Below are 24,678 nucleotides of genomic sequence, written 5' to 3'. Positions count from 1 at the left end.
CTTATATGACCGAGAAAGGACGTGATGAAACAATATGCCGTACACCTCATACGACCATGACAAATTAGAAGCCGCCGAAACCATGCGGATAGAACGCCGGATATATTTTGAAGCAAAGGACGGGGATATTGCCCCTTATGCTTCCTTGCCGATTGCGCAGCTACTTTCCATGCGCAGCGAAAGCGCGGCGGCAGAACAGACGTTTTTTGACGACCTTAAAGAACGCGCCGCCGCATGGGAAGAACAGGCGGGGAAAACGCTTTTGCTGGATAAAGCACTTGAATATGTGAGAACGCCGCACGTCCAGCACACCGCGAACGAGTGGCAGAAAAACGAGTATAACCGCCATACCCGCAGCAACCGGGTATATCAGATGAATTACTACATTTACGAGAATACCCGCTACAACCAAGAAGCGCAGAAATCTATCCCGTATTCATGGACGCTTACATGGAGCGTGCGAACCAACAGCCCAAGCAGAACCCAAGCGAAGATCGCCGGACAGGACAGAAAAGTTTTCACCGATAAGGCGGCTATGGAAAAGTATCTGAATGGGCGTATCAAAGCGTATGACCGCTTGTTTACGGAAATCTCCCCGCCTATCCCGCAGGAGTACGCCGAGTATTTCAAAGTAAACGGTATGCTTATGCCGGACTACATCATAGAGGGCGAGGAACCCCCGCAGCAGCAACAGGCGGCAGCTATCCCCGAAAATACCGGGCAGGAAAAGGAGCGTGAACACATGAGCGAACAGTTTTCTATTATGATAGGCAACCGCAGCCGCTTTGAAGCGGGCGACCCAAGCGGCTATTGGTTGGATATGCCCGCCACAAAGGAGCAGTTACAGGGCGCTATGCAGAGCGTCGGCATTACCGCCGATAACCCGCAGGATTTTTCCATTCGCGGCTATTCCGACGACCCGGAGAAACATATTGCCTTGCCTTATGAAATGGTATGCGCCGCCGACGTGGACGAACTCAATTTCCTTGCGGCGCGGCTGGAACAGCTTGACCCCGCCGAGGTTGGCAAGCTAAACGCAGCTTTGCAGCAGAAAAACGGGCTTGCAAATATTGGACAGGTAATTGACTTCACCTACAACGTGGATTTTTACGTCCATATCCCCGAAGTACATACCTACCGCGATTTGGGCGACTATTACTTAAATCAATCCGGCATGGTACAAATGCCCGAAGAATGGAAAGGCGGCATTGACCTTACTACTTTCGGAAGAAATGCCGCCGCGCAGGAAAAAGGCGCGTTTACCGAATACGGCTATATCGTGGAAAGCGGCGACGAGTGGGAACGGCAGTTTGAGGGGCGCGAAGTGCCGGAGGAATATAAGATTATGAGTTACCCGCAGCCGGAGCGCGGCGAACAGGACAAAGCCTATATGGACGCAGCCGAAACGCAGCAAGCAGCCGTACAAACCGCAGAGCCGCAGCAGCCCCGCCCCGTCGTCCCCATTATCCTTACTTCCGAAAAGCCCGCCGAAAAGGTAAAGGAGATTACCGCCCGTTTGGAGCAAGGCGTACAGGCGATTTTTGACAGCGACCGCTACAAAGAGTTTTTAACCGCTATGTCAAAGTTCCATGATTACAGTCTGAACAATACGATTTTGATTGCCATGCAGGGCGGCAATCTGGTAATGGGCTTCCGTCAATGGGAAAAGGAGTTTGATCGCCATGTAAAGAAAGGCGAGAAAGGCATTAAAATCTTTGCCCCCGCACCCTACAAGGTGAAAAAGCTGGTTGATAAAATCGACCCCGAAACGAGAAAGCCCATGCTTGACCGCGAGGGAAAAGCGATTAAGGAAGAAAAGGAAATCACCGTCCCCGCCTTTAAGGTTATAACCGTCTTTGATATTTCGCAGACCGAGGGCAAGGAGTTTCCCGACCTTTCCGTTAAACCGCTGCTTGCCGATGTGGAGCAATACGAGGATTTTTTCGCCGCCCTTGAAAAAGCGTCCCCCGTCCCGATTGCATTTGAGCAGATCACAAACGGCGCAAACGGGTATTTCAGTTTAACCGATAAGCGGATTGCCATTAAAGAGGGTGTAAGCGAGTTACAGGCGGTAAAGACCGCCATTCACGAAATCGCCCATGCGAAGCTGCACGATGTAGACTTGAACGCCCCGCCGGAGGAACAAAACCGCGTTGACCGCCATACCCGCGAGGTAGAAGCGGAAAGCGTCGCTTACACCGTCTGCCAGCATTTCGGCCTTAATACGTCCGATTACTCTTTCGGCTATGTGGCGGGTTGGAGCAGCGGCAAGGAAATGACCGAACTAAAAGCGTCCCTTGAAACGATACAGGCCACCGCAAAGGAACTCATTACCGAGATTGAGGGGCATTTTACCGAGTTGCAGCAGCAGCGGCAAGCCGAGCAGGAGCAGCAGCCCCCCGTATTTGACAAGTTACCGCCCGAACAGCAGCAAGCCTTGTCCGATACTGTAAAAGATACCTTGCAAATGCTGGTTGACGCAGACAAGCGGATTTACGGCGACGTTACAGGCAAGACCCTTGAAGCAATCGCGGCGCAAGGCTATTCCTACAAGGACGGGCAGCTTGAAAAGCAGCAGCCGGAAGCGACCCCCGACAGCCTTATGACGGGTGAAACCGTTAGAACGCCGAGGGGCAATTTTCATATTACCGATATGACCCGCGAACAGATCGAAGCGGCGGGCTTTGGTTTTCACCATGCGTCGGAGGACGGGAAGTATCTCATTATGGGGAATGGCACACAGGCTTATGCCATAGCCGCCGAGCAGCCGCAGCGGGATAATCCCTTAAAGCACGTCGAGGACACCATAGAGCAGAACGACAACAATTTTGACGGGCTTATCAACAATACGCCGCAAACGCCCACCGTTGCAGATTTTGAGCAGCGGGCAAAGGCGGGGGAAGCGATTTCCGTTACCGACCTTGCAAAAGCGGTAAAAGCCGAGAAACGGGAACAGCCGCAGAAAAAACCGTCCATTTTGAAGAAGCTGGACGAATACAAGAAACAGGCGGCGCAGCAGCCGAAAGATAAACAGAAAGAGCATAAAAAGGATTTGGAGGTTTGATAGCATGAATACCCGCTTTACCATTGAGGAAGAAAACATTGTTGCGATCTACGCCGAGGACAGCCGGGAAACAACGCTTGAAAATATCCTTGCCGCCATGCCCTACATGGACGAGGATATGCGCCAGCTTGCCGCCGCAGCGGTGAACAAGCTGCAAGCCATGACGGACAGCGAGTTTTCCGAAAGGGAGTTTATCTTGACCGACGAGGAATAGCCCATAGAGAACAGGGGCGCGGTTGCCGATTTCCGGCACCGCGCCCCTGTTCTTTTTTTGTCCTTGCGTGGACAATTAGAAAGCCGTTTTTGCGGGTTTGAATATACTTTATCGTCTATGTCGTTTTCATGCGCTGGAAGCCGCAGAAACACAGGCGTTTTCAGCCCTTAACATTCCACTTGCCACCCCATGTTTTGCGCCTTATCGCTCCTGCTCCCGCGCCCTGCTTTGGGACGGGTAAAGAATACTATCGACGTTCTTTTTGACAACGCCGTATTCCTGCATTTGCTTCTTGGCTTGCCGATAATCTTCATACAATTTGGTTTTCCTGTCGTTTAAGCTTCTATACTCCTTGCGCAGCGCGGCGAGATCGGGCAGCTTCTTTATCTGCATTTCCTTTAATGCCCTTGCCGCAGCTTCAAACAGGATAATTTCGCTTTCATGCCCCCGCAGATACTTTTCCTTGTCCGGCGATTTTCGGTATTCATCGTAAATCGGTTTTAACTGTCGGTATGTGGTGGTGTGCTTGATAAGCAGCGACAAATCAGACATACGCTGTTCCACTTCCTTAACCGCCTTTGCCGCCGCGTCATGAGCGGTCATAATATCGGCTATCTTGCTTTCAAGTTCGCTATAATACTCAATCTTGTTTTCGGTTAGGAAGTTCATGCTTTTAGCAGCCTGTTTCAGATTATGGATTTTTGCCCACCGTTCATAGCCCGCCGACTGTTGGGCTTTGATACTGTTTTCAAGATCGACGACAAGCCGGATTTTCTTATCTTCCCGCAGCGTTTTTGTTTTGGCAACATACACGCCCTTGATACGCTCCTTTATCGCTTCTTCCGTATAGGCCGCGCCGAGCGTCTTTGTGCGGGTAAACCGTTCCTGTCCGGCAGCGCGAAAGGAAATGTATTTGCCCTGTTTGATTTCATACCCCATTTCCTGCAAGCGGCGCAGCAGTTCGTCAAAATCTTTCACTTGGGGAATGAGAGTATCTATCGCCGTTTTCAGCTTTGCTTTGTAGCTTGTCCCTTGCTTTTCGGCGGTGTATTCTGCATAGCTTTTTCCCTTGTCCTGTCCCGGTACGACGACGGATAGCCCATGCTCTTTACATATCCTGTCGCTGGTGCGCCGGATAAAGTGATAGCTTTGCTTGTTGGAATGGTACTTTTTGTAGTCAACGAAGCTAACCGCGTTGAAAATCAAGTGATTATGCAGATGGTCTTTATCGACGTGAGTTGTCAAAACAAACTCATACTTGCCGCCTAATACCGCCCCGGCAAGTTCCATGCCGATTTTGTGCGCTTCTTCCGGTGTGGTTTCTCCCACCGCAAAGGATTGTATCAAGTGCCGCCCTAAATGTGTGCCGCGATCTCCGGCAGCTTCCCGCGTCCATGCAAACTCAATATCGGCGGTTTCCAGCCCGCAGCCGAAAGAGGACGCAAGCAGCTTCCCGTCTGTCTTTTCGGGATTTAAGATATAGTCTATCGCAGCCTTTAAGGTTGATTTAATAGGGTGCGTCTTTGTAACCGCCATATCTCGTCCACCGCCTTTTTAATGTCCTCTATATCCTGCCTGTAAACCGTCCCCGTCGCATTGGCGCGTTTTGCAATTTGGTTGATGTTCCGGCTCACCGCTTGCAGTTCCCGGATATATGCTTTTGTGTCGCTTCGGTCAACGACAAGAATATACCCGTCTATCGCCATTTTACGGAAGTATGCCCCATACTGCTTTATGGGAAGCTGCTTCATCTTCTCGTCGATCAGCCGCTTTTCTTCTTCCGTAACGTAAAACTTCATCTGTATATTTCTCTTTCGGTTTTCCATTTCCGCACCGCCTTTCGGTATAAGGGTTTGGGATTATCCCAACAAGCATTTTCCGCAAACGGGTACTCGTTTGCTGTGCTTGCTATCTACTCCATACCCCCACCGAAAGGCGGTATTTGTTGCGCGTTCCTTTGATTTTGGACGCAAAAAAAGATTGCAGCCGCCATGCGCTGCAATCTCCCGATTTCTCATATTGTGAGGTTAATCCTCTGCTTTTTCGACTTCCGTTATCTCCCTTGCTGTTGCGGTTACAATCCGTATGCCTTTATCGCTCATACCGTCCAGCAGCGCGTCAAGCTGCCGCCGCCCGGTGGATTTCTCCGCATTGCTGTTCGGGAAGAAAAATTGATCTACCGAAATATGATACCGGGTTACAAGGTCATAGAATACCTGTAAACTCGGCTGTTGTCCCTTGTTCTCGATATTCGCAAGGTAGCGCGGGGAAATATATAACTCGTCGCTTACCTTTTTGCGGCTCTCGCCGTATTCATTTCTCGCGGCTTTTATAGCTGCCCCGAAAGCCTTAAAGTCGTACAATGGTACGGGTCTTTTTGCCATTTTCATTCACCCTGTTACATTTTACAGTTCACCTTTCTTTTTGGATATGTCCACACAATTCATATCATTAGGTTAAATACTTCCTGTTGTGTATTGACAGTAGACTGATTTTCTGATAAAATAAAATTTATGTAAAAGGAGGCGGCGTTTATGTTGCATAGCATGCGTATTAGATAAGCATTGAAAAAAAGGATTTTCCCATTTTCAACATGGGCTTTTTTGTCATGCTTATTTTGCGGATGCTATACAAAAAACTAACGACGTATAGATATAGTATAGACATAGTGTAAGCTATGCCTTAGTTTTGTTGTACTGCTCTGTGCATTATAAATGCAGGTCAATGCTCATGTTGAGGATTGACCTGCATTTTTTTGTGTAAAAAGGACGAGTGAAATATAATGCTTAAAAAATATTGGATAAAATGTCCGATTTGTAACGGAAAGACGAGAGTTCAAGTATTTCATAATACTGTATTAAAAGATTTTCCTCTTTTCTGCCCTAAATGCAAATTGACGCATATCATTGATGTAGAAAAATTAGAGATTGTAATCAAAAATACAGAAAAACAAACTTTTATTATTTAGAAGAAAGGATATAAAAATGAAACGTTTACCTAAATATACGCCTGCGGAAGTACGGAATGATCCATACGGATTTACTTACAAAGAAATGTCGGAAGTTATTGGCGAGAATGAAGCAAAAGCCTTATATGAAGAATTATATAAGCAATTACCACGCAAAAAAAATCTATCAATGTTGGTAAAAAATATTTGCAAAAGCAGTGATACTGAAAAGTATGTTTACGAACTGAAAGACAACAAATACATTGAAACGGTTTTTATCAAGCGGCGAGATGGTGGAACTGTTTGCGTGAGCACACAAGTCGGTTGTCCTGTTGGTTGTATTTTTTGTGAGTCCGGGCGAAATGGCTTTGTTCGTAATCTAACATCGTCAGAAATCGTACAACAGATTATATTGTTGCGTCGAAAAGTAAACCGTATCGTTTTTATGGGTATGGGAGAGCCTTTATTCAATTATGACAACTTGATAAAAGCAATCCATATTCTCCGAGATAGATATGGGCTCAACTTTCCAACCGACGGCATTACCATATCAACAGTTGGTCCGGTCGATCAATTAAAAAAATTGCGCGAGGAACATCTTAAAATTCAGTTGACAATATCTTTACACGCAGCAACACAATCTGCAAGAAATCGTATTATTCCTCACATGCGCATATATGCTATTGAAGATGTTGTTAAGCAAGCCTTATCCTATTCTGAAAGGCATAATCGCAAAATTGTCTTTGCGTATTTGCTTTTACCGGGTATAAATGACCGGCCCTCAGATGTAAGACAACTTGCAAAATGGTTTCGGGGCAAAAAAGTTATGATTAACGTGTTACAATACAACCCAACAAGCAATTCAAGAATTAAAGCACCACAGAAACGGGAAATAGTTGCATTCAAACATCAATTAGAGCAAGCAGGACTTGAAGTTACTATGAGAGTTTCTCATGGCAGAGAGATTAACGCGGCTTGTGGACAGTTAGCTAACACATATAATAAATTCAAAAAAAAATGATTAAAAGTGCCAGACGCATAGACGCAGAGCCGATAACGCATTAGGTCAAAAAACCTATGTGTTATCGGCTTTTTTATTTAATATTGCGCAAAAGCCGCTGTTCCCTATTATAGAATGGATTGCGGGTAGTGTATTAAAGTCGCCCTTTTTTAAGGATACGGCGGTATCGGGGAGGTATCGCCGTGTCCATTTTTATTTACTGTAACCCGCCTAATGCTTTGCGGTCAAAAAAAGCTATGCTCCGCAAGCGGGATATTCCGGCTATGAGTATGAACTGTCAATACATCTAAATACTTCTTACATTTCCTTTGCGCTCGTCCGCGTCTTGCGGACGGGCGCATTTTGCTTTTTTCAACTTTTTTCTGAAAAACGCACTCAAGAGCCATCTCCCGAACGGGTACGGAGCGAAAGGGGCAGAGAGGACAAGCCCTTAACTCCCGTCCTCTACTCCACGCGGGAAGGAGGTGAACTCTATGGAGCTATCTTCTTCCGACAAGGAAAGAATACAACATCAGTACGACGCATTAGCAAAGAAAACTTTGGTTGGCGAAGCGAAAAGCCACCGCCGCACTCTTGCGAAACGCGCAGCACGCGAAGTACCTTTTTCGGATTTGAGCGAAAGCGAACTCGCGCAGCTTTTCACGACGGACGAATACGAAAGCGATTATTACCGTTTTCAAGTGTCCGGCTTTGATGTACTCGTCAAAAATGAACTGCTTGCCGAAGCCCTTAACGCTTTGCCCGAAAGGAAACGCGATATTGTTCTCTTGTCCTACTTCTTGGATATGAGCGACGCGGAAATTGGCGAACTGCTGAATGTTGTACGCACGACAGTTTTCCGGCATAGGAAATCCGCGCTTGCGAAGATCAAACAGTATTTGGAGGGAAAAGCAGATGATGAACACCGTTAGGAAATCTGAAAATCTGTTGCCGTTCCCTGTCATTTCCGCAGCGGCAAACGGCGACACAAACGCCATGTGCGCGATCTTGAAGCATTACGAGGGTTACATAGCGAAACTTTGTACCCGAACGCTGAAAGACGACGCGGGCAATACTTACTCCTATGTGGACGAAGAAATGCGTAACAGGCTGCAAGTGCGCCTTATTACCCGCACTCTTGCGTTTCATGTAGGCTAACTCTTTAAGCCCATGCGGGGAGCGTGTACCCCTTTCCACGCTTCCCGTTATGGGCTGTTTGTCGTTCCGTAAAAGCATATCGGAAACGGTATGCTTTTACAGGCTGACAAAGCCTTATTGTTCCTTGATAAAGAAAGCCCGCAAGATAACGGCGGCGCAGTATAACAGGCAAACGAATACATACCGCTTATATCGAGCCGAACAGCGGGTACGCCAGAACAGCTTTTCACACAGGGAAAGCCGAGCGAGAAATACCGCGCTGCAAAACAGGTTTAGCAGCTTGTGGGCGACGACATATAGGCGGGACGAAACGCCTTTATAGCCATAGTCCGAGCGTTAAGAGCGTCGCAGGCATTGGGTAAAGCTGCCTTAAATGAGCAGGGGTGAAACTCCCGCGGTGCTGCCGCTGACAGCCGTTCGTTTCTGCCTTATTTCTCATATCGTACAAGCCGGAGCGCATATTCTGTATTATGTCGCTATACCGGGAGGGAAAGAAGATGATTAACAAGGTACAGCTTCAACAAATGAGAAGCGTTGATATAACACAGGTAGACCGTAGCACTTTGGTTGATATTCGGAATATCCATATCGACAGTTCTTTGCCAGCGGCAAAGAAAATGCAAAGTTACTTTGAGCAGATCGTAAATCCTTACTGTTTTCTTTGCGGCGACACACCCGTAAAAATACGGTTTGTGGCAGAGGATAAAACATTGAAACAATCATTGTGCGACTACTTTTTAAGTCTGAAATGACTTGCCTACTTTCCCTACCCCAAAGGGTAAAGACCTTGTGATTATGGGGCTAAAATGGTATAATAGACCCGTAATTATAGGGGGAAAGGAGGTATTATGCCCCGCATACGCAAAGACAAAACGGCACGCAGCTACGCAGAGCCGTTTTGGAAAATCGGGCTATACATTCGACTATCCAAAGAGGACGATAACGAGGACGAAAGCGAGAGTGTTATCAATCAAGAAAAGATACTCCGCGACTTTGTAGACAGCTATTTTGAGCCGGGTACTTTTGTCATTGTAGACGTGTTTGCCGACGACGGATTGACAGGCACAGACACAGCGCGACCAAACTTCAAACGGCTTGAGGGCTGCATTGTCCGTAAAGAAGTAAACTGCATGATTATCAAATCCCTTGCACGCGGTTTCCGCAACCTTGCCGACCAGCAGAAGTTTTTGGAGGAGTTCATACCGATTAACGGCGCAAGGTTTATTTGCACAGGCACGCCATTTATTGATACCTACGCTAACCCCCATTCGGCAAGCGGGCTTGAAGTACCTATAAGGGGAATGTTCAATGAACAGTTTGCCGCCACCACTTCCGAAGAAATCCGCAAAACTTTCAAGATGAAACGGGAGCGCGGCGAGTTCATCGGTGCATTTGCCACCTATGGTTATAAAAAAGACCCGAACGACAAAAACAGCCTATTGGTAGATGAAGAAGCAGCGGAAGTTGTGAAAAGCATTTATCATTGGTTTGTGAATGAGGGGTACAGCAAAATGGGGATTGCCAAAAGGCTTAATCAAATGGGAGAGCCTAACCCCGAAGCCTACAAAAAGAAAAAAGGATTGAAGTACAACAATCCTAATTCCGGCAAAAATGACGGGTTGTGGTCTGCCAGCACGATTGCAAGGATATTGCAGAACGAAATCTATACGGGCGTAATGGTACAGGGCAGACACCGCGTTATCAGCTACAAAGTACACAAGCAGATCAGCGTCCCGGAAGATGAATGGTTTGTCGTCCCCAACACACACGAAGCGATCATTGACCGAGAAACATTTGAGAAAGCGCAAGCCCTACATAAGCGCGATACAAGAACGGCACCGGGCAAACAGGAAGTCTATTTAATGTCCGGCTTTGTCCGTTGTGCAGACTGTCAAAAAGCCATGCGGCGAAAAACCGCCCGCAATATTGCCTACTATTCTTGCCGCAGCTACACAGACAAAAAGATTTGCAGCAAACATTCTATCCGGCAGGATAAATTGGAAAACGCGGTTTTGGCAGCTTTGCAAATGCAAATTGCCCTTGTAGATCAGCTTGCAGAAGAAATTGAACGTATCAACAACGCGCCTGTAATCAATAGGGAAAACAAACGGTTATCCTATTCATTGAAACAGGCAGAAAAGCAACTAAAACAGTACAATGACGCTTCCGACAGCTTGTACCTCGATTGGAAAAGCGGCGAAATCACAAAAGAGGAATACCGTCGCTTGAAAGGCAAGATTGCAGAACAGATACAGCAGCTTGAAGCGAATATCTCTTATCTGAAAGAGGAAATGCAAATCATGGCTGACGGTATCGGAGCCGACGACCCGTATCTAACCGCCTTTCTGAAATACAAAAACATTCAGAGCCTAAACCGGGGAATTGTAGTTGAACTTATCAAAGCGGTTTGGGTGCATGAGAACGGGGAAATAACGGTTGACTTCAATTTTGCCGACGAGTACCAGCGAATTATTGATTACATCGAGAACAACCACAACATCATTACGGTGATTGAGAGCAAGGCGATATGACGGGCTTTCTACTCACCGCAAAACAAAAGCTAATGTTGTGCATAAATAAACGGCTCTACTGCGCCATGTGCACCCCGATGGCCTCAACGGTAACGGTTCTTGGTTATGAACACGGTAAATACAACACAAAACAGTACTGGCTCGGCGGCCTTTTCTGCTGGCTGATCTACCTCATTGTATTCATGATCTGGATTCCATTTATGTTTCCGCTGTAAAATGAACCCGGAACTGAAAAAGAGCTGTAATCATCAAAAATAATCAGAAAGGAACCGCTGTATATGATTTATAAAATTGACGGTACAATCGAACAAACTATTTCAATGAAAATAAACGAGGATCTGGCATTTCCCGACAAGATCAAGATTAACAAAGCAGTTTTATACAGCTTCAACAGAAAACCCAGAGAAAAGGTCTGGAAAGACGGAACCGGGAAAGTCAGCCGCGACTGGGCATTTCCCAATTGGATGAAGATTTACGATGAAGACGGAAACTGCGGGGAAGGTCTTGTCTCCCCTGCCGTCTGGCAGATATTCATACCCATGATGCTGCAGGATGAAACGCCCAGGACAAATCTGGAATGGAGAAAGCTTTTCTATTGGAAAGAGCGGGCCGGAGCACAGTTTTTCGGCGCCATGTATCAGACGGAAATGCTGATCTATGATTTAATCGCCAAAAAGCATGAAATTCCGCTCCACCGGATGCTGGGAGCATCAAGAGACTGGTGTGATGTATACAAAGGCGGCGGATCTGTACTGCGTTCTGACCAGGAGCTGGCAGAAGAATTGCTGTCTATTAAAGAAGCCGGCTTTCGCGGCACAAAATTTAAGATCGGGATCGGGGATGTGGAACGGGATGTGCGCAGAATGGAGCTGGCCCGTAAAACGCTTGGCGATGATTTTAAGATAGCTGTGGATGGCAATCAGTCCTGGGACGCCGAAACCTGCATGCGGTTTGTACGGGCCGCCCATCCGTATGGAATCGAATGGTATGAGGAACCCATTCAGGCACAGGAAATGGAGGAAATTAAAACATTTGCGAACATGATGAAGGCAGAAAATATCGAAGTCCCCATTGCCATGGGCGAATCCGCCAAATCTTTCGATACCTTCAAATCCTACATCCGTTCAGGCGTAAAGGTGCTTCAGCCCGTACCATTTCTCTATACACTGGCAGAATCTCTCCGAGTTATGGAATACGGCCGCAGCCAGGGATGCCGGATCACCAGCGGCCAGGGATATCTGCCCGGCGTATTGGTAGGAACGCTTATGAAAGAAGGGGAATTGATCGAATTCCATAAACCGAACCAGGATTACGTTGAAGATTATTACTCCGTCCACAGCGATCTCAGGGACGGCAGAATGTACCTTCCCGATATTCCCGGCATCCCGGTACGGGTTAATTTTGAAAAGCTTGAAAAAGACGGCTGTCTGGCCGGAATCCAGTATTTTTACCGTTAATTGTAAGGATACTGACCAATTATGAACTTTAATTTAAGGAGGAATTAACATGGAAGAAAAAAGATTTTTTTACGCGCCGGTAAAAGAGAATCGCGCCCTGAAAGAGATTGATAAAATCTGGGAACATACGGTAAAACCGTTCCGCGTGGCTCCCCATGTCTGGAGCATCGGCTGCAATGACGATGTCAGTGTTCATCTGTTAGATTCAGGCGAAGGCCTGATATTGCTGGATACAGGAATGGAACAATATCTTCATCTGGTAATCAACGCCATCTGGAGCCTGGGATTCAATCCTAAGGATATAAAAATGATTCTGCTGGGACATTTCCACGGCGACCATACCAACGGGGTCAGACTCTTAAAAGAGATGACAGGCGCAAAGGTCTATCTATCAAAAGAGGATGAAGAACAGCACCAAATCCATAAGGATGATACCAAACCAATGCGGACCCTTCCTTACCAGGTAGATGCATTCTACAATGATAATGAACCCATTCAGCTTGGACGCTTCCGTATCGAAACAAAACTCGTTCCAGGCCATACGCCGGGCTGTACCGCATTCTTTTTCGATGATACGGACGATGAAACCGGCGAAACCTTTCATGTAGCGATGCACGGCGGCCTGGGCGCCCCCACCATGAAGCCGGAAGCGCTGGCCCGCAATAACTACTCTGAAGATTTGGCCCATATCTTTATCAAAGACTGCTATGAACTGGCAGACCGCCATGTGGACATCGCCTTAGCAAGCCATCTAAACCATGGCAATATTGAACCAAACATACCGGAAGATTCAAACGATTACCGTGTATTTATAGCGCCTTACGCCTGGCATGATATTCTGATCGACCGGGCAGACTGCGTCAAGAGTTATTATCCTGATAAATATCCTAATGTGAATTAAAACCTCTAAAAATACATATTGTTATATTATCCGGGTTTTTAAAAAAGACTGCGGAATATCTCCCGGGAAATACCAGGATGGATTGAAAGAAGAAGGAAAAACTATAATTTAACACCAGAAGCCCCGGTTAGCTGCCCCGGGGCTTCTGGTGTTAAATCTATCTTGTGATCCCCTGCTTACTTTGCAGGCTCCTGGGTCACATCCTGGCCGAACCACTTGACGGATAGTTCTGCAAGGGTTCCATCCTCTTTCATGTCCTTTATGATGCTGTTAATTGTTTTCATAAGCTGCTTGTTATCCTCTGTTTTCGTCAGCGGATAACAGATGGGCAGCACCTTATACTGTGGGTCAAACTGCTCCAGATCCATTCCCAGATCGTCAATTCCGATCTGAGCCGCCGTCTTAATCATAAAGGCTCCGTCATAGGTTCCGTTGTCCACGGCCGGAAGCAGTACGCTCTGAGTGTCCAGATATCCGATCTCCATTCCCATAGCCTTTTCCTCATTCATATCCTCCAGCACAAGTCTGGGATTGGTTGCCGCTTCCACACAGATTTTCTTGCCCTTAAACCAATCCAAACTGTCAGGAGCCGTTCCCTTTTTTACCACAAATACATAACCGTCATAGGCATATGTGTCGGTAAAATCATATTTTTCCAACCGTTCCGGATTAGTTGTCACCTCATTGGCAATGGTGGTAATATCGCCATTGTCCAACATACCGAACAAGGCCTGGAATTCCGCTACCTTCCACTCCAATTCAAAGTTGCCGCGCTTTGCAATTTCATTCCATACATCTATGTCGTATCCTTCCAGACCGCCGTTTTCCTTGCTGCCCTCTGCCGTCTGGGTCCATTTGGCCAGTACACCGGTAGAGCCAAGGATAATCTTCTGCTTTTCACCCGTCGGCTGGGTGCTCTCTGATGCAGCTTCGCCCGCTACAGAAGAATCCGCAGCAGTGGTTTTCTCAGCTTCCGTGGTTTTTCCGGCTTCCGCCGTTGTCTGAGGCGCCGTATCCCCGGCCGCCTCCGCCTTGCCGCAAGCCGAAAGCGCCAGCACCATTCCACATGCACACAGGGCTGCCGCCCATCTCTTCACATTTTTTTTCATAATCGCACTCTCCTTTTTCATATATTAAAACCCGGACTGTCCGGACTTTATCAGATACTGCGGTTCACCAGGTCCTCCAGCGAAATAATATCCCGCCTGAAACGGACCGGCTCCCTATTTTCCAAAAATTCTATGGCAAATGCCGCTGCCGCCGCGGTTCCGCTGATTAATCCACGCTCATCCACATCAAACTCCGGAGTATGGTGATTGGCCCCTGAGCCCAGCTTCTCATTGCGGATGCCTACAAAGGCCAGCACACCCGGATACAGTTTCAGCAGCATATTCATACTCTCTGATGCCATCCAGGGCTGAGCACGGACTAGCGGCTCTTCTCCCAGACAGCGTTTCACCGCACGCTTTGCAATGCGGCTGCAGTCTTCGTTATTATAGACTTCATACAGCGGCTTGTTCAGCCGGATGATCTCATAACGGCAATGGTAAAGTTCCGTCTCACACTCCAGTATCCGTTTGAATTCCCGAATAAATGTCTCACCCGCCTCCTCTACCTGAAAAGTGCGGATTGTTCCCGCAAACACAAGATCCTCAGGAATCACATTCATCACATTTCCGCTGATCAGTTTCCCAATGGAAAAGGAAAGTCCCGCATAAGGGCTGACCTCCCGCATACGCAGGGATTCCAGCGCTCCGTATATGGCATGAAAACAGCCAATGGGACTGACGGCCAGATCCGGCCTTGAACCGTGCCCTCCCACTCCTATGACGCGCACTTCAAATCCATACGCTCCAGCCATCACCGGCCCCGGTTCTGCGGAAATGGTCCCGGTATCCATATCCCACCGTACATGGGCGCCATAGCAGCCGTCAATCCGGGTAGGATTAGTTTCTTCGAGGTATTGGAGGATATATTTCATATTTCCAGTGCCTTCCTCTCCCTGCTCGAAACACAGGATGACACACCCGAAAAACTCTTCCCTATGGGAATTTAAAATATCCGCCTCCGCCAGCAGCATGGCGGTATGGCAGTCATGGCCGCAGGCGTGTGAGACGCCGGGCACATGAGACACGCACACCTTGGGTCCCGCCAGATTCTGCGGATTTTCTGCTATGGGCAGGGCATCCATATCAGCTCGCAGCAGTACGGTTTTTCCGGGCTGTTTTCCCTCTATAAACCCCAGTATTCCGCCATTATCCACATCGGTATATGGAATGCCCATACGCATCAGTTCCCCGCGTATATATTCCAGGGTATTGGTCTCCTGGCCTGACAGTTCCGGGTTTTCATGAAGATGTCTCCTGACCCCGGTCATATATTCAAACCTCTTGCCTGCTTCTTTTAAAATATCCATTAATTGCCTCCCCGTTAAGCAGTTTTTTCTTTCTCCTTGCAGGTGTCCAGATATTCACAGCAGTTCTGCAGGGAGCGTTTTACCATATCCTTAACTGCCTGATCCGTATAAAAGGCTGTATGCGGCAGAAGAATTACGTTTGGCATGGCGTTTAATACCGCCATCTGACGGTTGGGGATAATTTTCTGTTTCTGGTCCCGGTAAAAGATCTCCCGGTCATTTTCCACCACGTCCAGTCCGGCGCCCCCTATCCTGCCGCTTTCCAGCCCGTCAATCAGAGCATCCGTATCCACCAGAGTTCCCCTGGCCGTATTGATAAGAACCGCTCCCGCTTTCATTTTCCCAATGGCTTCCCGGTCTACTATGTGAAATGTGGACGAGTCTGCCGGCACATGAAGAGACAAAATATCACTCTGGGCCAGCAGGGTGTCAAAGTCCACGTAAGTCAGGATTCCTTTCAGTTCAGGGGAGGGGTGACGCGTATGGGCAAAAATCCGGCATCCGAATCCGCTCAGGTGCTTTGCCGTAACGGCTCCGATGTTTCCGGTACCCAAAAGACCCACTGTAAGATTCCCCAGCTGACGCCCCCGCACGGCCGTCAGGCTGAAATCTCCGCCTTCACTGCGCTTCATAATTGTCTTCACGTTCCGCAGCACCATCAGAATCAGCATGATCGTATAATCCGCCACGCTGTCGGGGCTGTAAGTAATAGATCCCACTCCCAGACCCGCCTTGGCAGCATATTCAGTATCAATGTGCTCCCTGCCAATCGTTCGTGTCACCAGGTATTTCACGCCGCCCGCCACATAGCGGTCAATCATTTCCGCCGTAACAGGCGCATCGGATGTAATATTAACACAGTCACATCCATAAGTAAGTCCTGTATTCTCCGCAGTGGGGCACTGAGGAATATCCACAACCTCTGCTCCATATTGAGGTGCATATTGTGTGAAAAATTCCTTTTCATCTTCCCTGCAGTTAAAAACCGCCACCCTCATCATGCAACTCCTTTTGTTACCCGTTTCAGGAACTGTCTGGCCCGTTCCGTTTCCGGGGAATCGAATACCTGGCTGGGTATCCCTTCCTCCACCACAACGCCATTGTCCATGAACACCACTTTATCCGCCACTTCTCTGGCAAACTGCATCTCATGTGTAACCACCAGCATGGTGATTCCCGTCTGCGCTATCTTCTTCATTACATTCAGCACATCTCCCACAAGCTCCGGGTCCAAAGCCGCGGTTGGCTCGTCAAAAAGGATTACTTTGGGATTTAGAGCCAGCGCCCTGGCGATTCCCACCCGCTGCTGCTGGCCTCCTGAGAGCTGCGACGGATAGAAATCCATCCGGTCCTCCAGACCAACTTCAGTCAGGAAGTGTTCTGCCGCCTCTACGGCTTCCTTTCTGCTCTTCTTCTGCACGGTGACCAGACCTTCCATCACATTCTGCTTTGCCGTCATGTTTTTAAACAGATTATAATTCTGGAAAACCATGGTGCTGTGCTGGCGCAGATTATAAATCTCCTTTTTTGTGTGGCTTCGGCTGTCCACCGAAATATCATCCAGGCATACCATACCGGCCGTAGGAACTTCCAGATAATTGGCGCAGCGCAGCAACGTGGTCTTTCCTGATCCGCTAGGACCTAAAATGACTACTACCTTTCCGGTAGGTACCTCCAGGTCCACAGACCGCAGCACTTCATTTTCTCCAAAATATTTGTTGATCTTTTCAAATCTCAGCATAATTTTACCTCCTTATACCCGTCTGTTCAGACTCTGCTCCAACAGCTTCTGTATAGATGTGAATAAAATGTTAAGCGCCCAATAGATAAACAATACCGCCAGATATGTCTCCATAAAGCGCAGGTTCTTGGAACTTATCATCTTTGCCTTCAGCATCATTTCCGTGATTCCAACCATAGAAGCCAATGCAGTCCCTTTGAATATTTCCAGGAAATTGTTAGAAAGCGGAGGCACCGCCATGCGGAAAGCTTGAGGCAGCACCACCCGCCTCATGGTCTGGGCCGTGCTCATACCGATGGAATATCCCCCTTCGAACTGCCCCCGGTCCACGGATAAAATCGCCCCGCGAATGGTTTCCGACATGTAAGAAGAATATGCCAGGCTGAGGCAGATAATTGCGTGCCACTCAGCTCCCAGCCCCTTTATACCCGGAATATTGGGAAACAGGCCGTAAACAAAGAAAAACAGCTGAACCAGCACCGGCGTACCCCGAAAAAATGACATCCAGATTTTTAGCATAAACCCAATCACCGGATTTTTGCCCAGTGACAAAAATGCCAGGATCATCGCCAGAATCATGGCAATTACAAATGTGCCTGCCGTCAGAAACAGAGTGTCCCCCATCTTGCTTAAAATCGGCAGAAATGCCTCCACAAATTTTTCAAAACTAAATGCATACATAACAAAATCCTCCTTTGCCCCAGAGACCTTTTTCTGCCGCCAAGAGCGCTTGACAACCTGCTGCTATCCAATCAAAGATGGGTTGTAAATGCCTCCATCCGCCGCACTCCTTCCCGGATATCTTCCTCCGAGACCACATAGGACAGCCGGATATAGCCCTCCCCGCCCGGACCAAAAGCGGAACCGGGCACCACTGCCACATGTTTTTCCTCCAAAAGCCGGACGGCAAACTCTTCGGAAGTCAACCCCGTATCCGTTATATTGGCAAATACATAGAACGCGCCTCTCGGCATGCGGCAGCTGATCCGCGGTACGCCTTCCAAACCGTCCACCAGAATATCCCGTCTCGCTTTAAATGCCTGAATCATATCTCCAACAAAATCCTGAGGACCGTTAAGCGCCTCAATAGCCGCATACTGGGAACTGGCACTGACACTGGATATAACGCCTTCCTGGTTAAATGTCATCAGCCTTATAATTGCCTCCGGCCCCACCGCATACCCGACCCGCCAGCCAGTCATAGCATATGTCTTGGAAAAGCTGTCAATCACCACAGTGCGCTCCCGCATGCCGGGAAACGTAGCGATACTGACCACCGGCACCGCAGGATCGTAATTAAACTCCTCATATACTTCGTCGGAAAGCACATAAAGATCATGGGCTACAGCCAGTTCAGCAATCTGCTTTAATACGTCCGGTCCGGTTACGCTTCCCAAAGGATTGGATGGAGAATTCAGCAAAATCGCTTTCGTCTTCCCTGTGACCGCCTTCTCCACCTCAGCCGGATCAATAACAAAATCCCGGCTTTCCTTCAATTCCACACAGACCGGAACGCCTCCGCAGCTGATGATCTCTCCTAAGTAATTGGAAAACAGAGGAGAACCCACAATTACCTCGTCTCCTTCATTAAGTATGGTATGCAGTGAAAGATAAAGGGCCTCCATTCCGCCGTTTGTCACCATAATCTCAGTTTTGGGATTCGCATCAATGCCTTTTTTTCTCCGAACCCGGTGCGCAATAGCACGCCGCAGTTCCAAAAGCCCGGCATTCTCCGTATAGCGGTTCTCCTCCCCTTCAAGCGCCCGGCACCCGGCTCTCACAATATGGGCGGATGTATGAAAATCCGGCTCTCCTAACGTAAATCGAATACAATCCTCCTGTCCTACCGCCATATTAAAAATCCGTCGGATTCCAGATGGCGGTATAGAACGTGCATTTTTCGCTAATTCCTTCATATAACAGAATTCCTCCTAGCTCAAACAAAAAAACAGGGGCTGCCTCTTGGGCGACCCCTGCGTCTGTTTGCTTTCTATGTATGTTTTCTATGGAGTGTATCATACGCATAACGCGGTACATTGTCAATCGTTTTATCAATAACCTCTTATTCTTATTATTTTCTCAGAAGAAATAAAATGAAAGCTATAATATTCGGTTGATATTTTTATAAAGTTCCTTCTTTTCTTAATTTTCCGGCATACTTGTTCAATTTGTTGCTCAATTATCTGAGCCTGGTATTTAAAAAAGCTTTGAAGTTTATAATGGCAAAAGGAAATAGAGATGGACGGAGCGCCTATATAGAAGAGCTCCGTCCATCTCTATTCCCTTTTCTCTAAACATAATTCAGTCTATTCACCAACTAACATACGAACTATTGAACATCGATAACCTCTCCGGCCATCTCCCCAAACTCCTCTGCACTCAATGTGCTGTCAAAAGAAAGCATCGTATAAGCCGTCCCCTGATCTTCCCATGAAATTAACTTTACCACGTTATCCGTAACTGTATCCGCTCCATAAGAAATATACAGCCGCCCCGCATCCATAGCAGCCTGTTCCTCATCGGAAACTTTGTAATTCGCTGGCACAAACCGATAATTACTCTTGGTATATTTTAAAGCAACGCCATTATGATTGAATACCTGATCCGGCGTTTCCGTATCCTCTGTAAAAGAAGCATCTTGGATGCTGAGAGTGATGTCAGCCATGCCGCTCTTCGTGTAGGAAATCGAAAGCCCTTCTGCCTGTTTTAATGTATTTCCATTCTCATCATATGCTTTTTGATGTTTTGGCACTCCATTGGAAAAAGCAAAGCCATTCGTAAAACTTTCCGGAGCTTTCACGGTATATCCAAGCTTCTGCTCCATTTCATCAACCTTAGCATAATCATAAAATGCTTCTTTTCTGCTGCTTTGACTCGAAGTCGATGCAATCACTCCTGCGGCAACTGCCGTAATACTTCCTAATGTACACACAATACATGCTGCTACGATAATCTTCTTTATACTGCAACGTTTCATTCGATTTCCCTCCCGGATTCTACTATGGACAGACTGCTGCATACTCCTCACATTCCAGGAAGATACCAACAGTTTCTCCGCCTCGCGGTTCAGAGCATCACAAATTTTCAAATCATCCGCCTGCTCACTGCCGCCTGCTTCCCTTTCATTCTGATTCACTTTACTCCGCCTTTTCTCGCACCAATCATTTTCAGAGTATTTCATTGTGGTATCTCCTTTCCAAATGCCCGGACTTCTGCTTCCAGCACCTGTTTTAACTTGTTTCTGGCTGTATAAAGCCTTGATTTAACCGTTCCTTCCAGACAATTCATCACACCGGCGATCTCTTTCGTGGACATTTGATTATAATAATAGAGTACGATAACCGTCCTCTGCTTCACAGGAAGTTCCTTCACCGCCCTGCAGATTTCTTTCGCCTCCCAGTTTTTCATGGCTTCATCCATCACGTCCACCGGGCTTTCCTCGTCCTCTCCAAATACTTCATCGACGCTCGTTTCCCTCCTGGCCTTTTTACAGTATCGCCAGGCCTCACGCGTCAACGTTTTATAAAGCCATGTCTCAAAATACTCCGGTTCACGGATTTTCTTCCGATTCACCCAGCAGATCACAAATGTCTCCTGCACAATATCCTCACTGTCCGACCGGTTTCCGGAAATCAGATAAGCGATACGGAGCGCTTTGGAATAATATTTTTCTATGAGCCTGTCAAACGCCTCCTGACTGTCACCGATCATCTGCTCAACCAGGCAGACAGTTTCTTTCTTGGCAGTTTCAGGCTTATTCTGTGCAGGCTTTTCCTCCGGGAAATACATTTCCTGCGGGGAACCTTTTTCCCGCTGGCACTGTGCCTGGCTGTTCGTCATCTTTCCGCTGCTTTCCAACGTCATCTCTTCTTTCCTCTTGTCATGTTCTTTTTAGGTGCACCTACTATATAGAGGAGGCGTAAAGAAAAATGGTTCATTTTAATAAAAAACCGCTTCGCTCACTCAACTAAGTCTATCCTGACCATAAATTAAAAACCTCGGAAAATCAAGGTTTCCGAGGTTTCTATGAAAGGCGGCAGCCAAATTTAAACAGATTGCCGCTAAAAAGTGCTGAAGAAAACTATACTAAAAATACTTATCTTTATTATAAGCTGAAATCTATAGTCTCGTAAATATTATTTTACAAAATATATAACCCGATTATGAATAATAAGATAAAGTTCTTCTGTTAAATATACTGTTTTTTGAAGACTATCAAAATCAGCTTCTATATCCATTGGCCTTTATAGTTATGTATATACAATTGCTGCATAGTCTTCTATCTCTGTATCTTCCCCCTGATAATTTTTATATGCATGTTTACTGCGGTCAAAATACTGTCCTTCAAATAATCCTATCAGCGTCGTAGACAATACCAGTTCAAGTTCATTTTCGCCTTTATTCAATATGCCTTGTGGAATCTCGTATTCATAAGGAGCATATACACAGGTCCCAATGCTTTTTCCATTTAATTTCATTTCCAATGCATCCTGCATCCAGGAGTCTTTAATTTTAACAATTCTCTCTGTTCCATTTGCGCTAATTATTGTTTTTGCATGAACTGTTCCTGCATAAAATGGAAGCCCAATTTCCTTCATATTTTTAATTCCACCTACTGTCAGCATCTCACAAGTATGCAGACCACTATCTGCTGAATCTTTGCTTTCCTCAATGCGGACTCCAAAGTTTCCTATAAGATAAATCGGATTTCGAACGCCATCAAAAGTCTCTTTTGTATGTACAAACACTTCAATGCAATTTTTTCCCGGATAGATTAAATTTGTTACCATGGCGCATAAATTAGAACGATTATAGACTTCTTTCTTCTGAAATTGATCCTCGGTAATCTGGACACCGTTAAGCATGAGCTTCCATTCTCCACTTATCGTTCCCGGTTCTATGAGAAGCCAGACTGCTTCCTTTCCCGGCAGCATGCCGTCCCAATGGAATATGGTCCGATAACAGTAATTCCCTGGTGGAAAAGTCAGCTGCTTCACACATCCAAAATTTTTGCTTGTGCTCAGAGGTATATTAAAATCACCATGTTCCAATTGCTCTATTAAAGTCATGGATTCTACTACTGCGCTTTGTCCATCTTCTCCAAGCATCTGCCATCTTCCAAAACGCATTGCATTTGGATGCCCGCATGAAAGAAGAAATTGCTGATTCAAATCGCAAATCAATGCCTCTTTCTTTTCTGATGACATTTTTAAAATATCATTTTTATTAATAATTCGCGATTCCAATGGCGAAAATTCAAACCTTGCATGTATCTTATCATCAGTCAGGCATTCATATTGTACATATTTGACTTCATTACTCAAATTAGTCATAAAGTAAATTTGTTCATGATTATGATTTTCCAATTCTATTGCAATAAAATCCTTTAATGTATCCGAATGAGAAGAACTTATAGAATAATCTTTTAGCCCAGCAGATACTTCCAGTACTTCCTCTTCATTAACCACAAATACGGTATGTTTACCCCAAGACGAATATTCGCTTGTCCATATTGCATTTCCTTTGGTATCTGTTTCAGGCACTTCTCCTATAAAGCAAAGACGTCCGCCTTTTTCTGAAAATTCCTTTAACTTATCTGCGCACTCTGCTTCCAGAACACAAGCTGGCGGTATAATAATCTGCAAAAAGCCTTCTTCCTGTATAAATAATTCAGCTTCTCCGTCTCTTCCCATCTCTTGTACCACACCTTGAGCTAAAAGCCTGGGATCAATAATATAATAATCAATCTGGTGTTCTAAAAGTATCCTTTGCAGTTTAGCATAAGAAGTTTTTATCTCTGCCTTTCTGCTGCTGTCTTCACTCCATATTGATGCCACGGGATCTAAAATTAATGTCTTTATGTTACGTTGATATCCACGAAGCATTTTCCCTGCTCTTTGTGCGTATTTGGCCAGTATATTCATATGATTCCACCATGGCATCTGATAAAATGAAGAAGGTGGCGCATCATGCTTTGTTAGTCCATCCGTCGTATAAAAAAATGCATGTGCTATATAAAAATCGATTCCTTGAATAACCAGCCAGTCAAGAATCCACTTCATATCTTGAAGTGTCATTCCCCAACCAATACTATGAAAAGCTTCACACAGTGCTGATGGCTTCTTATAAAAATGGGCGCAGGACGCTGCCAACTTTCCATTGGCTCTATATTTCCCTGGTACAATATTAGGGCTGCTTCCTACCTTCTGGTGCCCCACTTCCATTCCTGGAATATGACAAAACTCCATCTCTGCTGCACGCATTATCGGCTTTTCTCCAATTAACATAAGGCCGTTTTCCTTGCACCAATGGTAAACCTTTTTATCATAGCTCTCCATAAACGCTTCTGCCGCGCCATTCCAGTAAGCATATCTGGCTTCTTTGGTTCCCTTTCCCATATCAATTCCCATTATGGCAGGAAGCCATTCTATAATATTAATACCCGATAACTCCAGAATTTTTTTAGGAAGTAAAGGAGACCATGGCTGTTCTGGTGGAAATGCCGTCACTTCATCCGTAAAAATCCCCTTAACTGTTTTTCCAAACTGATCCCCAAACCGTTTTTTATACACCTCATGTGTAGTTTTAAGATAAAAGTCGATTGCGTCTGGATTCATTGTATCTACATAATTGCCAAAATACTTAAAATCTTTTAATACTGCCTCTGTCACTATTAAAACGCGCCAATCTCCTTCCGGAACTTCCCACATAAGCCGCTTGGCCTGTTCTCCAGTAAAATAACGTTTTTTATTATAAGCAGTCAAACCACTGATTTGGAAAATTTCTTGTCGGAAAGCTGTCCCAATATTTTCACTTAGGTCTATATAATCAGACCAAAGGGTATCTCCATCTGTTACAGCATACGCTCTGGCAAATAAAACTTTTCCCCATGAAAGATCCTTTGATATAAGGCTTCCGCCCTCAAACTGTTCATCATATAAAATAAGCTCTTTACATAGATACTCAGGATGTTCCAGAATTACATCCCCACCTGTTACTCCACTAGGATAAGGGTATTCATCATAAAGCCATACATCCATATTTAGTTTGGCGGCCGTTCTCACAGCTAATTCTACTCTTGCGAAATAAATTGAGCTAAGATACGGAATTTTCATTCCTTGTCGGGGATGTATGATAAAACCTTGAATGCCCTGACGATGCATTTCCTCGATTTGCCATACAATTTCCTCTTCTCTCATATCGCCATTCCAAAACCAGAATGGCTGAATTCCATACTGTAAATCCATAT

General features: G+C 46.2%; 23 protein-coding genes. 11 read left to right on the top strand and 12 right to left on the bottom strand.

From position 1 onward, the window contains the following. Positions 1 to 34 precede the first annotated feature (34 nt). Both C0033_RS12255 and C0033_RS12250 read left to right on the top strand, forming a co-directional pair. On the top strand, positions 35 to 3,064 hold the full coding sequence (locus C0033_RS12255) for an antirestriction protein ArdA (protein ID WP_103228160.1): 3,030 nt from the start codon (positions 35 to 37) through the stop codon (positions 3,062 to 3,064). A 4-nt stretch (positions 3,065 to 3,068) separates the two neighbouring features. Continuing rightward, on the top strand, positions 3,069 to 3,278 hold the full coding sequence (locus tag C0033_RS12250) for a transposon-transfer assisting family protein (protein ID WP_002584960.1): 210 nt from the start codon (positions 3,069 to 3,071) through the stop codon (positions 3,276 to 3,278). Positions 3,279 to 3,479: 201 nt separating this feature from the next. Here C0033_RS12250 and C0033_RS12245 read toward each other — a convergent pair whose 3' ends face one another. From C0033_RS12245 to C0033_RS12235, 3 genes are all read right to left on the bottom strand, one after another. After that, entirely contained in the window at positions 3,480 to 4,814 is a 1,335-nt protein-coding gene (locus C0033_RS12245; RefSeq protein WP_002584959.1) for a relaxase/mobilization nuclease domain-containing protein, read from the bottom strand. After that, on the bottom strand, positions 4,775 to 5,104 hold the full coding sequence (gene mobC / locus C0033_RS12240) for a plasmid mobilization relaxosome protein MobC (RefSeq protein WP_002584958.1): 330 nt from the start codon (positions 5,102 to 5,104) through the stop codon (positions 4,775 to 4,777). Before mobC ends, C0033_RS12245 begins: the two co-directional genes overlap by 40 nt. A gap of 201 nt (positions 5,105 to 5,305) precedes the next feature. Further along, positions 5,306 to 5,662: a helix-turn-helix transcriptional regulator gene (locus C0033_RS12235; RefSeq protein WP_002584957.1), complete on the bottom strand. Its 357-nt coding sequence runs from the start codon at positions 5,660 to 5,662 to the stop codon at positions 5,306 to 5,308. Positions 5,663 to 6,060: 398 nt separating this feature from the next. On the opposite strand from C0033_RS12235, the gene C0033_RS12230 reads away from it, so the two are divergent. The 9 genes from C0033_RS12230 (at position 6,061) to C0033_RS12185 (ending at position 13,272) form a co-directional block, all read left to right on the top strand. Beyond that, positions 6,061 to 6,246: a cysteine-rich KTR domain-containing protein gene (locus C0033_RS12230; protein ID WP_003431289.1), complete on the top strand. Its 186-nt coding sequence runs from the start codon at positions 6,061 to 6,063 to the stop codon at positions 6,244 to 6,246. Between the two features lie 16 nt (positions 6,247 to 6,262). Further along, the gene (gene rlmN, locus C0033_RS12225) at positions 6,263 to 7,246 is read left to right on the top strand and encodes a 23S rRNA (adenine(2503)-C(2))-methyltransferase RlmN (RefSeq protein WP_002584956.1); all 984 of its coding nucleotides are present in this window, start codon (positions 6,263 to 6,265) and stop codon (positions 7,244 to 7,246) included. 473 nt (positions 7,247 to 7,719) lie between these two features. Then, complete coding sequence (locus tag C0033_RS12220; protein ID WP_103228159.1) at positions 7,720 to 8,157, top strand: sigma-70 family RNA polymerase sigma factor; 438 nt, start codon at positions 7,720 to 7,722, stop codon at positions 8,155 to 8,157. Next, positions 8,141 to 8,383, top strand: coding sequence for a helix-turn-helix domain-containing protein (locus C0033_RS12215; RefSeq protein WP_003431293.1), 243 nt, complete (start codon positions 8,141 to 8,143; stop codon positions 8,381 to 8,383). The genes C0033_RS12220 and C0033_RS12215 overlap by 17 nt, the downstream gene beginning before the upstream one ends. Before the next feature lie 497 nt (positions 8,384 to 8,880). Further along, on the top strand, positions 8,881 to 9,135 hold the full coding sequence (locus tag C0033_RS12205) for a DUF6870 family protein (protein ID WP_103228158.1): 255 nt from the start codon (positions 8,881 to 8,883) through the stop codon (positions 9,133 to 9,135). 96 nt (positions 9,136 to 9,231) lie between these two features. After that, positions 9,232 to 10,914 (top strand): recombinase family protein, encoded by a 1,683-nt coding sequence (locus C0033_RS12200; RefSeq protein WP_006774445.1) that lies wholly within the window; start codon positions 9,232 to 9,234, stop codon positions 10,912 to 10,914. A gap of 32 nt (positions 10,915 to 10,946) precedes the next feature. Next, on the top strand, positions 10,947 to 11,129 hold the full coding sequence (locus C0033_RS12195; RefSeq protein WP_180994704.1) for a hypothetical protein: 183 nt from the start codon (positions 10,947 to 10,949) through the stop codon (positions 11,127 to 11,129). 105 nt (positions 11,130 to 11,234) lie between these two features. Beyond that, positions 11,235 to 12,371 carry an enolase C-terminal domain-like protein gene (locus C0033_RS12190; protein ID WP_180994703.1) on the top strand — a complete coding sequence of 379 codons (1,137 nt, stop codon included), beginning with the start codon at positions 11,235 to 11,237 and terminating at the stop codon, positions 12,369 to 12,371. Positions 12,372 to 12,420: 49 nt separating this feature from the next. Then, a complete protein-coding gene (locus tag C0033_RS12185; RefSeq protein ID WP_103228155.1) occupies positions 12,421 to 13,272 on the top strand; it encodes an MBL fold metallo-hydrolase in 852 nt (283 codons plus the stop codon). 176 nt (positions 13,273 to 13,448) lie between these two features. Here the strand turns inward: C0033_RS12185 and C0033_RS12180 are convergent, their stop codons facing one another. The 9 genes from C0033_RS12180 to C0033_RS12140 form a co-directional block, all read right to left on the bottom strand. Beyond that, positions 13,449 to 14,381 carry a transporter substrate-binding domain-containing protein gene (locus C0033_RS12180; RefSeq protein ID WP_180994702.1) on the bottom strand — a complete coding sequence of 311 codons (933 nt, stop codon included), beginning with the start codon at positions 14,379 to 14,381 and terminating at the stop codon, positions 13,449 to 13,451. 50 nt (positions 14,382 to 14,431) lie between these two features. Beyond that, positions 14,432 to 15,688 (bottom strand): amidohydrolase, encoded by a 1,257-nt coding sequence (locus C0033_RS12175; protein ID WP_103228153.1) that lies wholly within the window; start codon positions 15,686 to 15,688, stop codon positions 14,432 to 14,434. A gap of 14 nt (positions 15,689 to 15,702) precedes the next feature. Continuing rightward, on the bottom strand, positions 15,703 to 16,686 hold the full coding sequence (locus C0033_RS12170) for a D-isomer specific 2-hydroxyacid dehydrogenase family protein (RefSeq protein ID WP_180994701.1): 984 nt from the start codon (positions 16,684 to 16,686) through the stop codon (positions 15,703 to 15,705). Further along, positions 16,686 to 17,429, bottom strand: coding sequence for an amino acid ABC transporter ATP-binding protein (locus C0033_RS12165; protein ID WP_103228151.1), 744 nt, complete (start codon positions 17,427 to 17,429; stop codon positions 16,686 to 16,688). Before C0033_RS12165 ends, C0033_RS12170 begins: the two co-directional genes overlap by 1 nt. Positions 17,430 to 17,441: 12 nt before the next feature. Continuing rightward, the gene (locus C0033_RS12160) at positions 17,442 to 18,110 is read right to left on the bottom strand and encodes an amino acid ABC transporter permease (protein ID WP_103228150.1); all 669 of its coding nucleotides are present in this window, start codon (positions 18,108 to 18,110) and stop codon (positions 17,442 to 17,444) included. 71 nt (positions 18,111 to 18,181) lie between these two features. Next, positions 18,182 to 19,345 (bottom strand): pyridoxal phosphate-dependent aminotransferase, encoded by a 1,164-nt coding sequence (locus C0033_RS12155; protein ID WP_103228149.1) that lies wholly within the window; start codon positions 19,343 to 19,345, stop codon positions 18,182 to 18,184. Positions 19,346 to 19,758: 413 nt separating this feature from the next. Further along, positions 19,759 to 20,610 (bottom strand): DUF4179 domain-containing protein, encoded by an 852-nt coding sequence (locus C0033_RS12150; protein ID WP_103228148.1) that lies wholly within the window; start codon positions 20,608 to 20,610, stop codon positions 19,759 to 19,761. After that, positions 20,607 to 21,293: an RNA polymerase sigma factor gene (locus C0033_RS12145; protein ID WP_347501101.1), complete on the bottom strand. Its 687-nt coding sequence runs from the start codon at positions 21,291 to 21,293 to the stop codon at positions 20,607 to 20,609. The genes C0033_RS12150 and C0033_RS12145 overlap by 4 nt, the downstream gene beginning before the upstream one ends. A 386-nt stretch (positions 21,294 to 21,679) precedes the next feature. Beyond that, positions 21,680 to 24,676 (bottom strand): glycosyl hydrolase, encoded by a 2,997-nt coding sequence (locus tag C0033_RS12140; RefSeq protein WP_103228147.1) that lies wholly within the window; start codon positions 24,674 to 24,676, stop codon positions 21,680 to 21,682. Positions 24,677 to 24,678: the final 2 nt, after the last annotated feature.

Source organism: Clostridium sp. chh4-2 (assembly GCF_002899675.1).
Taxonomy (GTDB): domain Bacteria; phylum Bacillota; class Clostridia; order Lachnospirales; family Lachnospiraceae; genus CHH4-2.
This window is presented reverse-complemented; position numbering and strand designations above follow the sequence as displayed.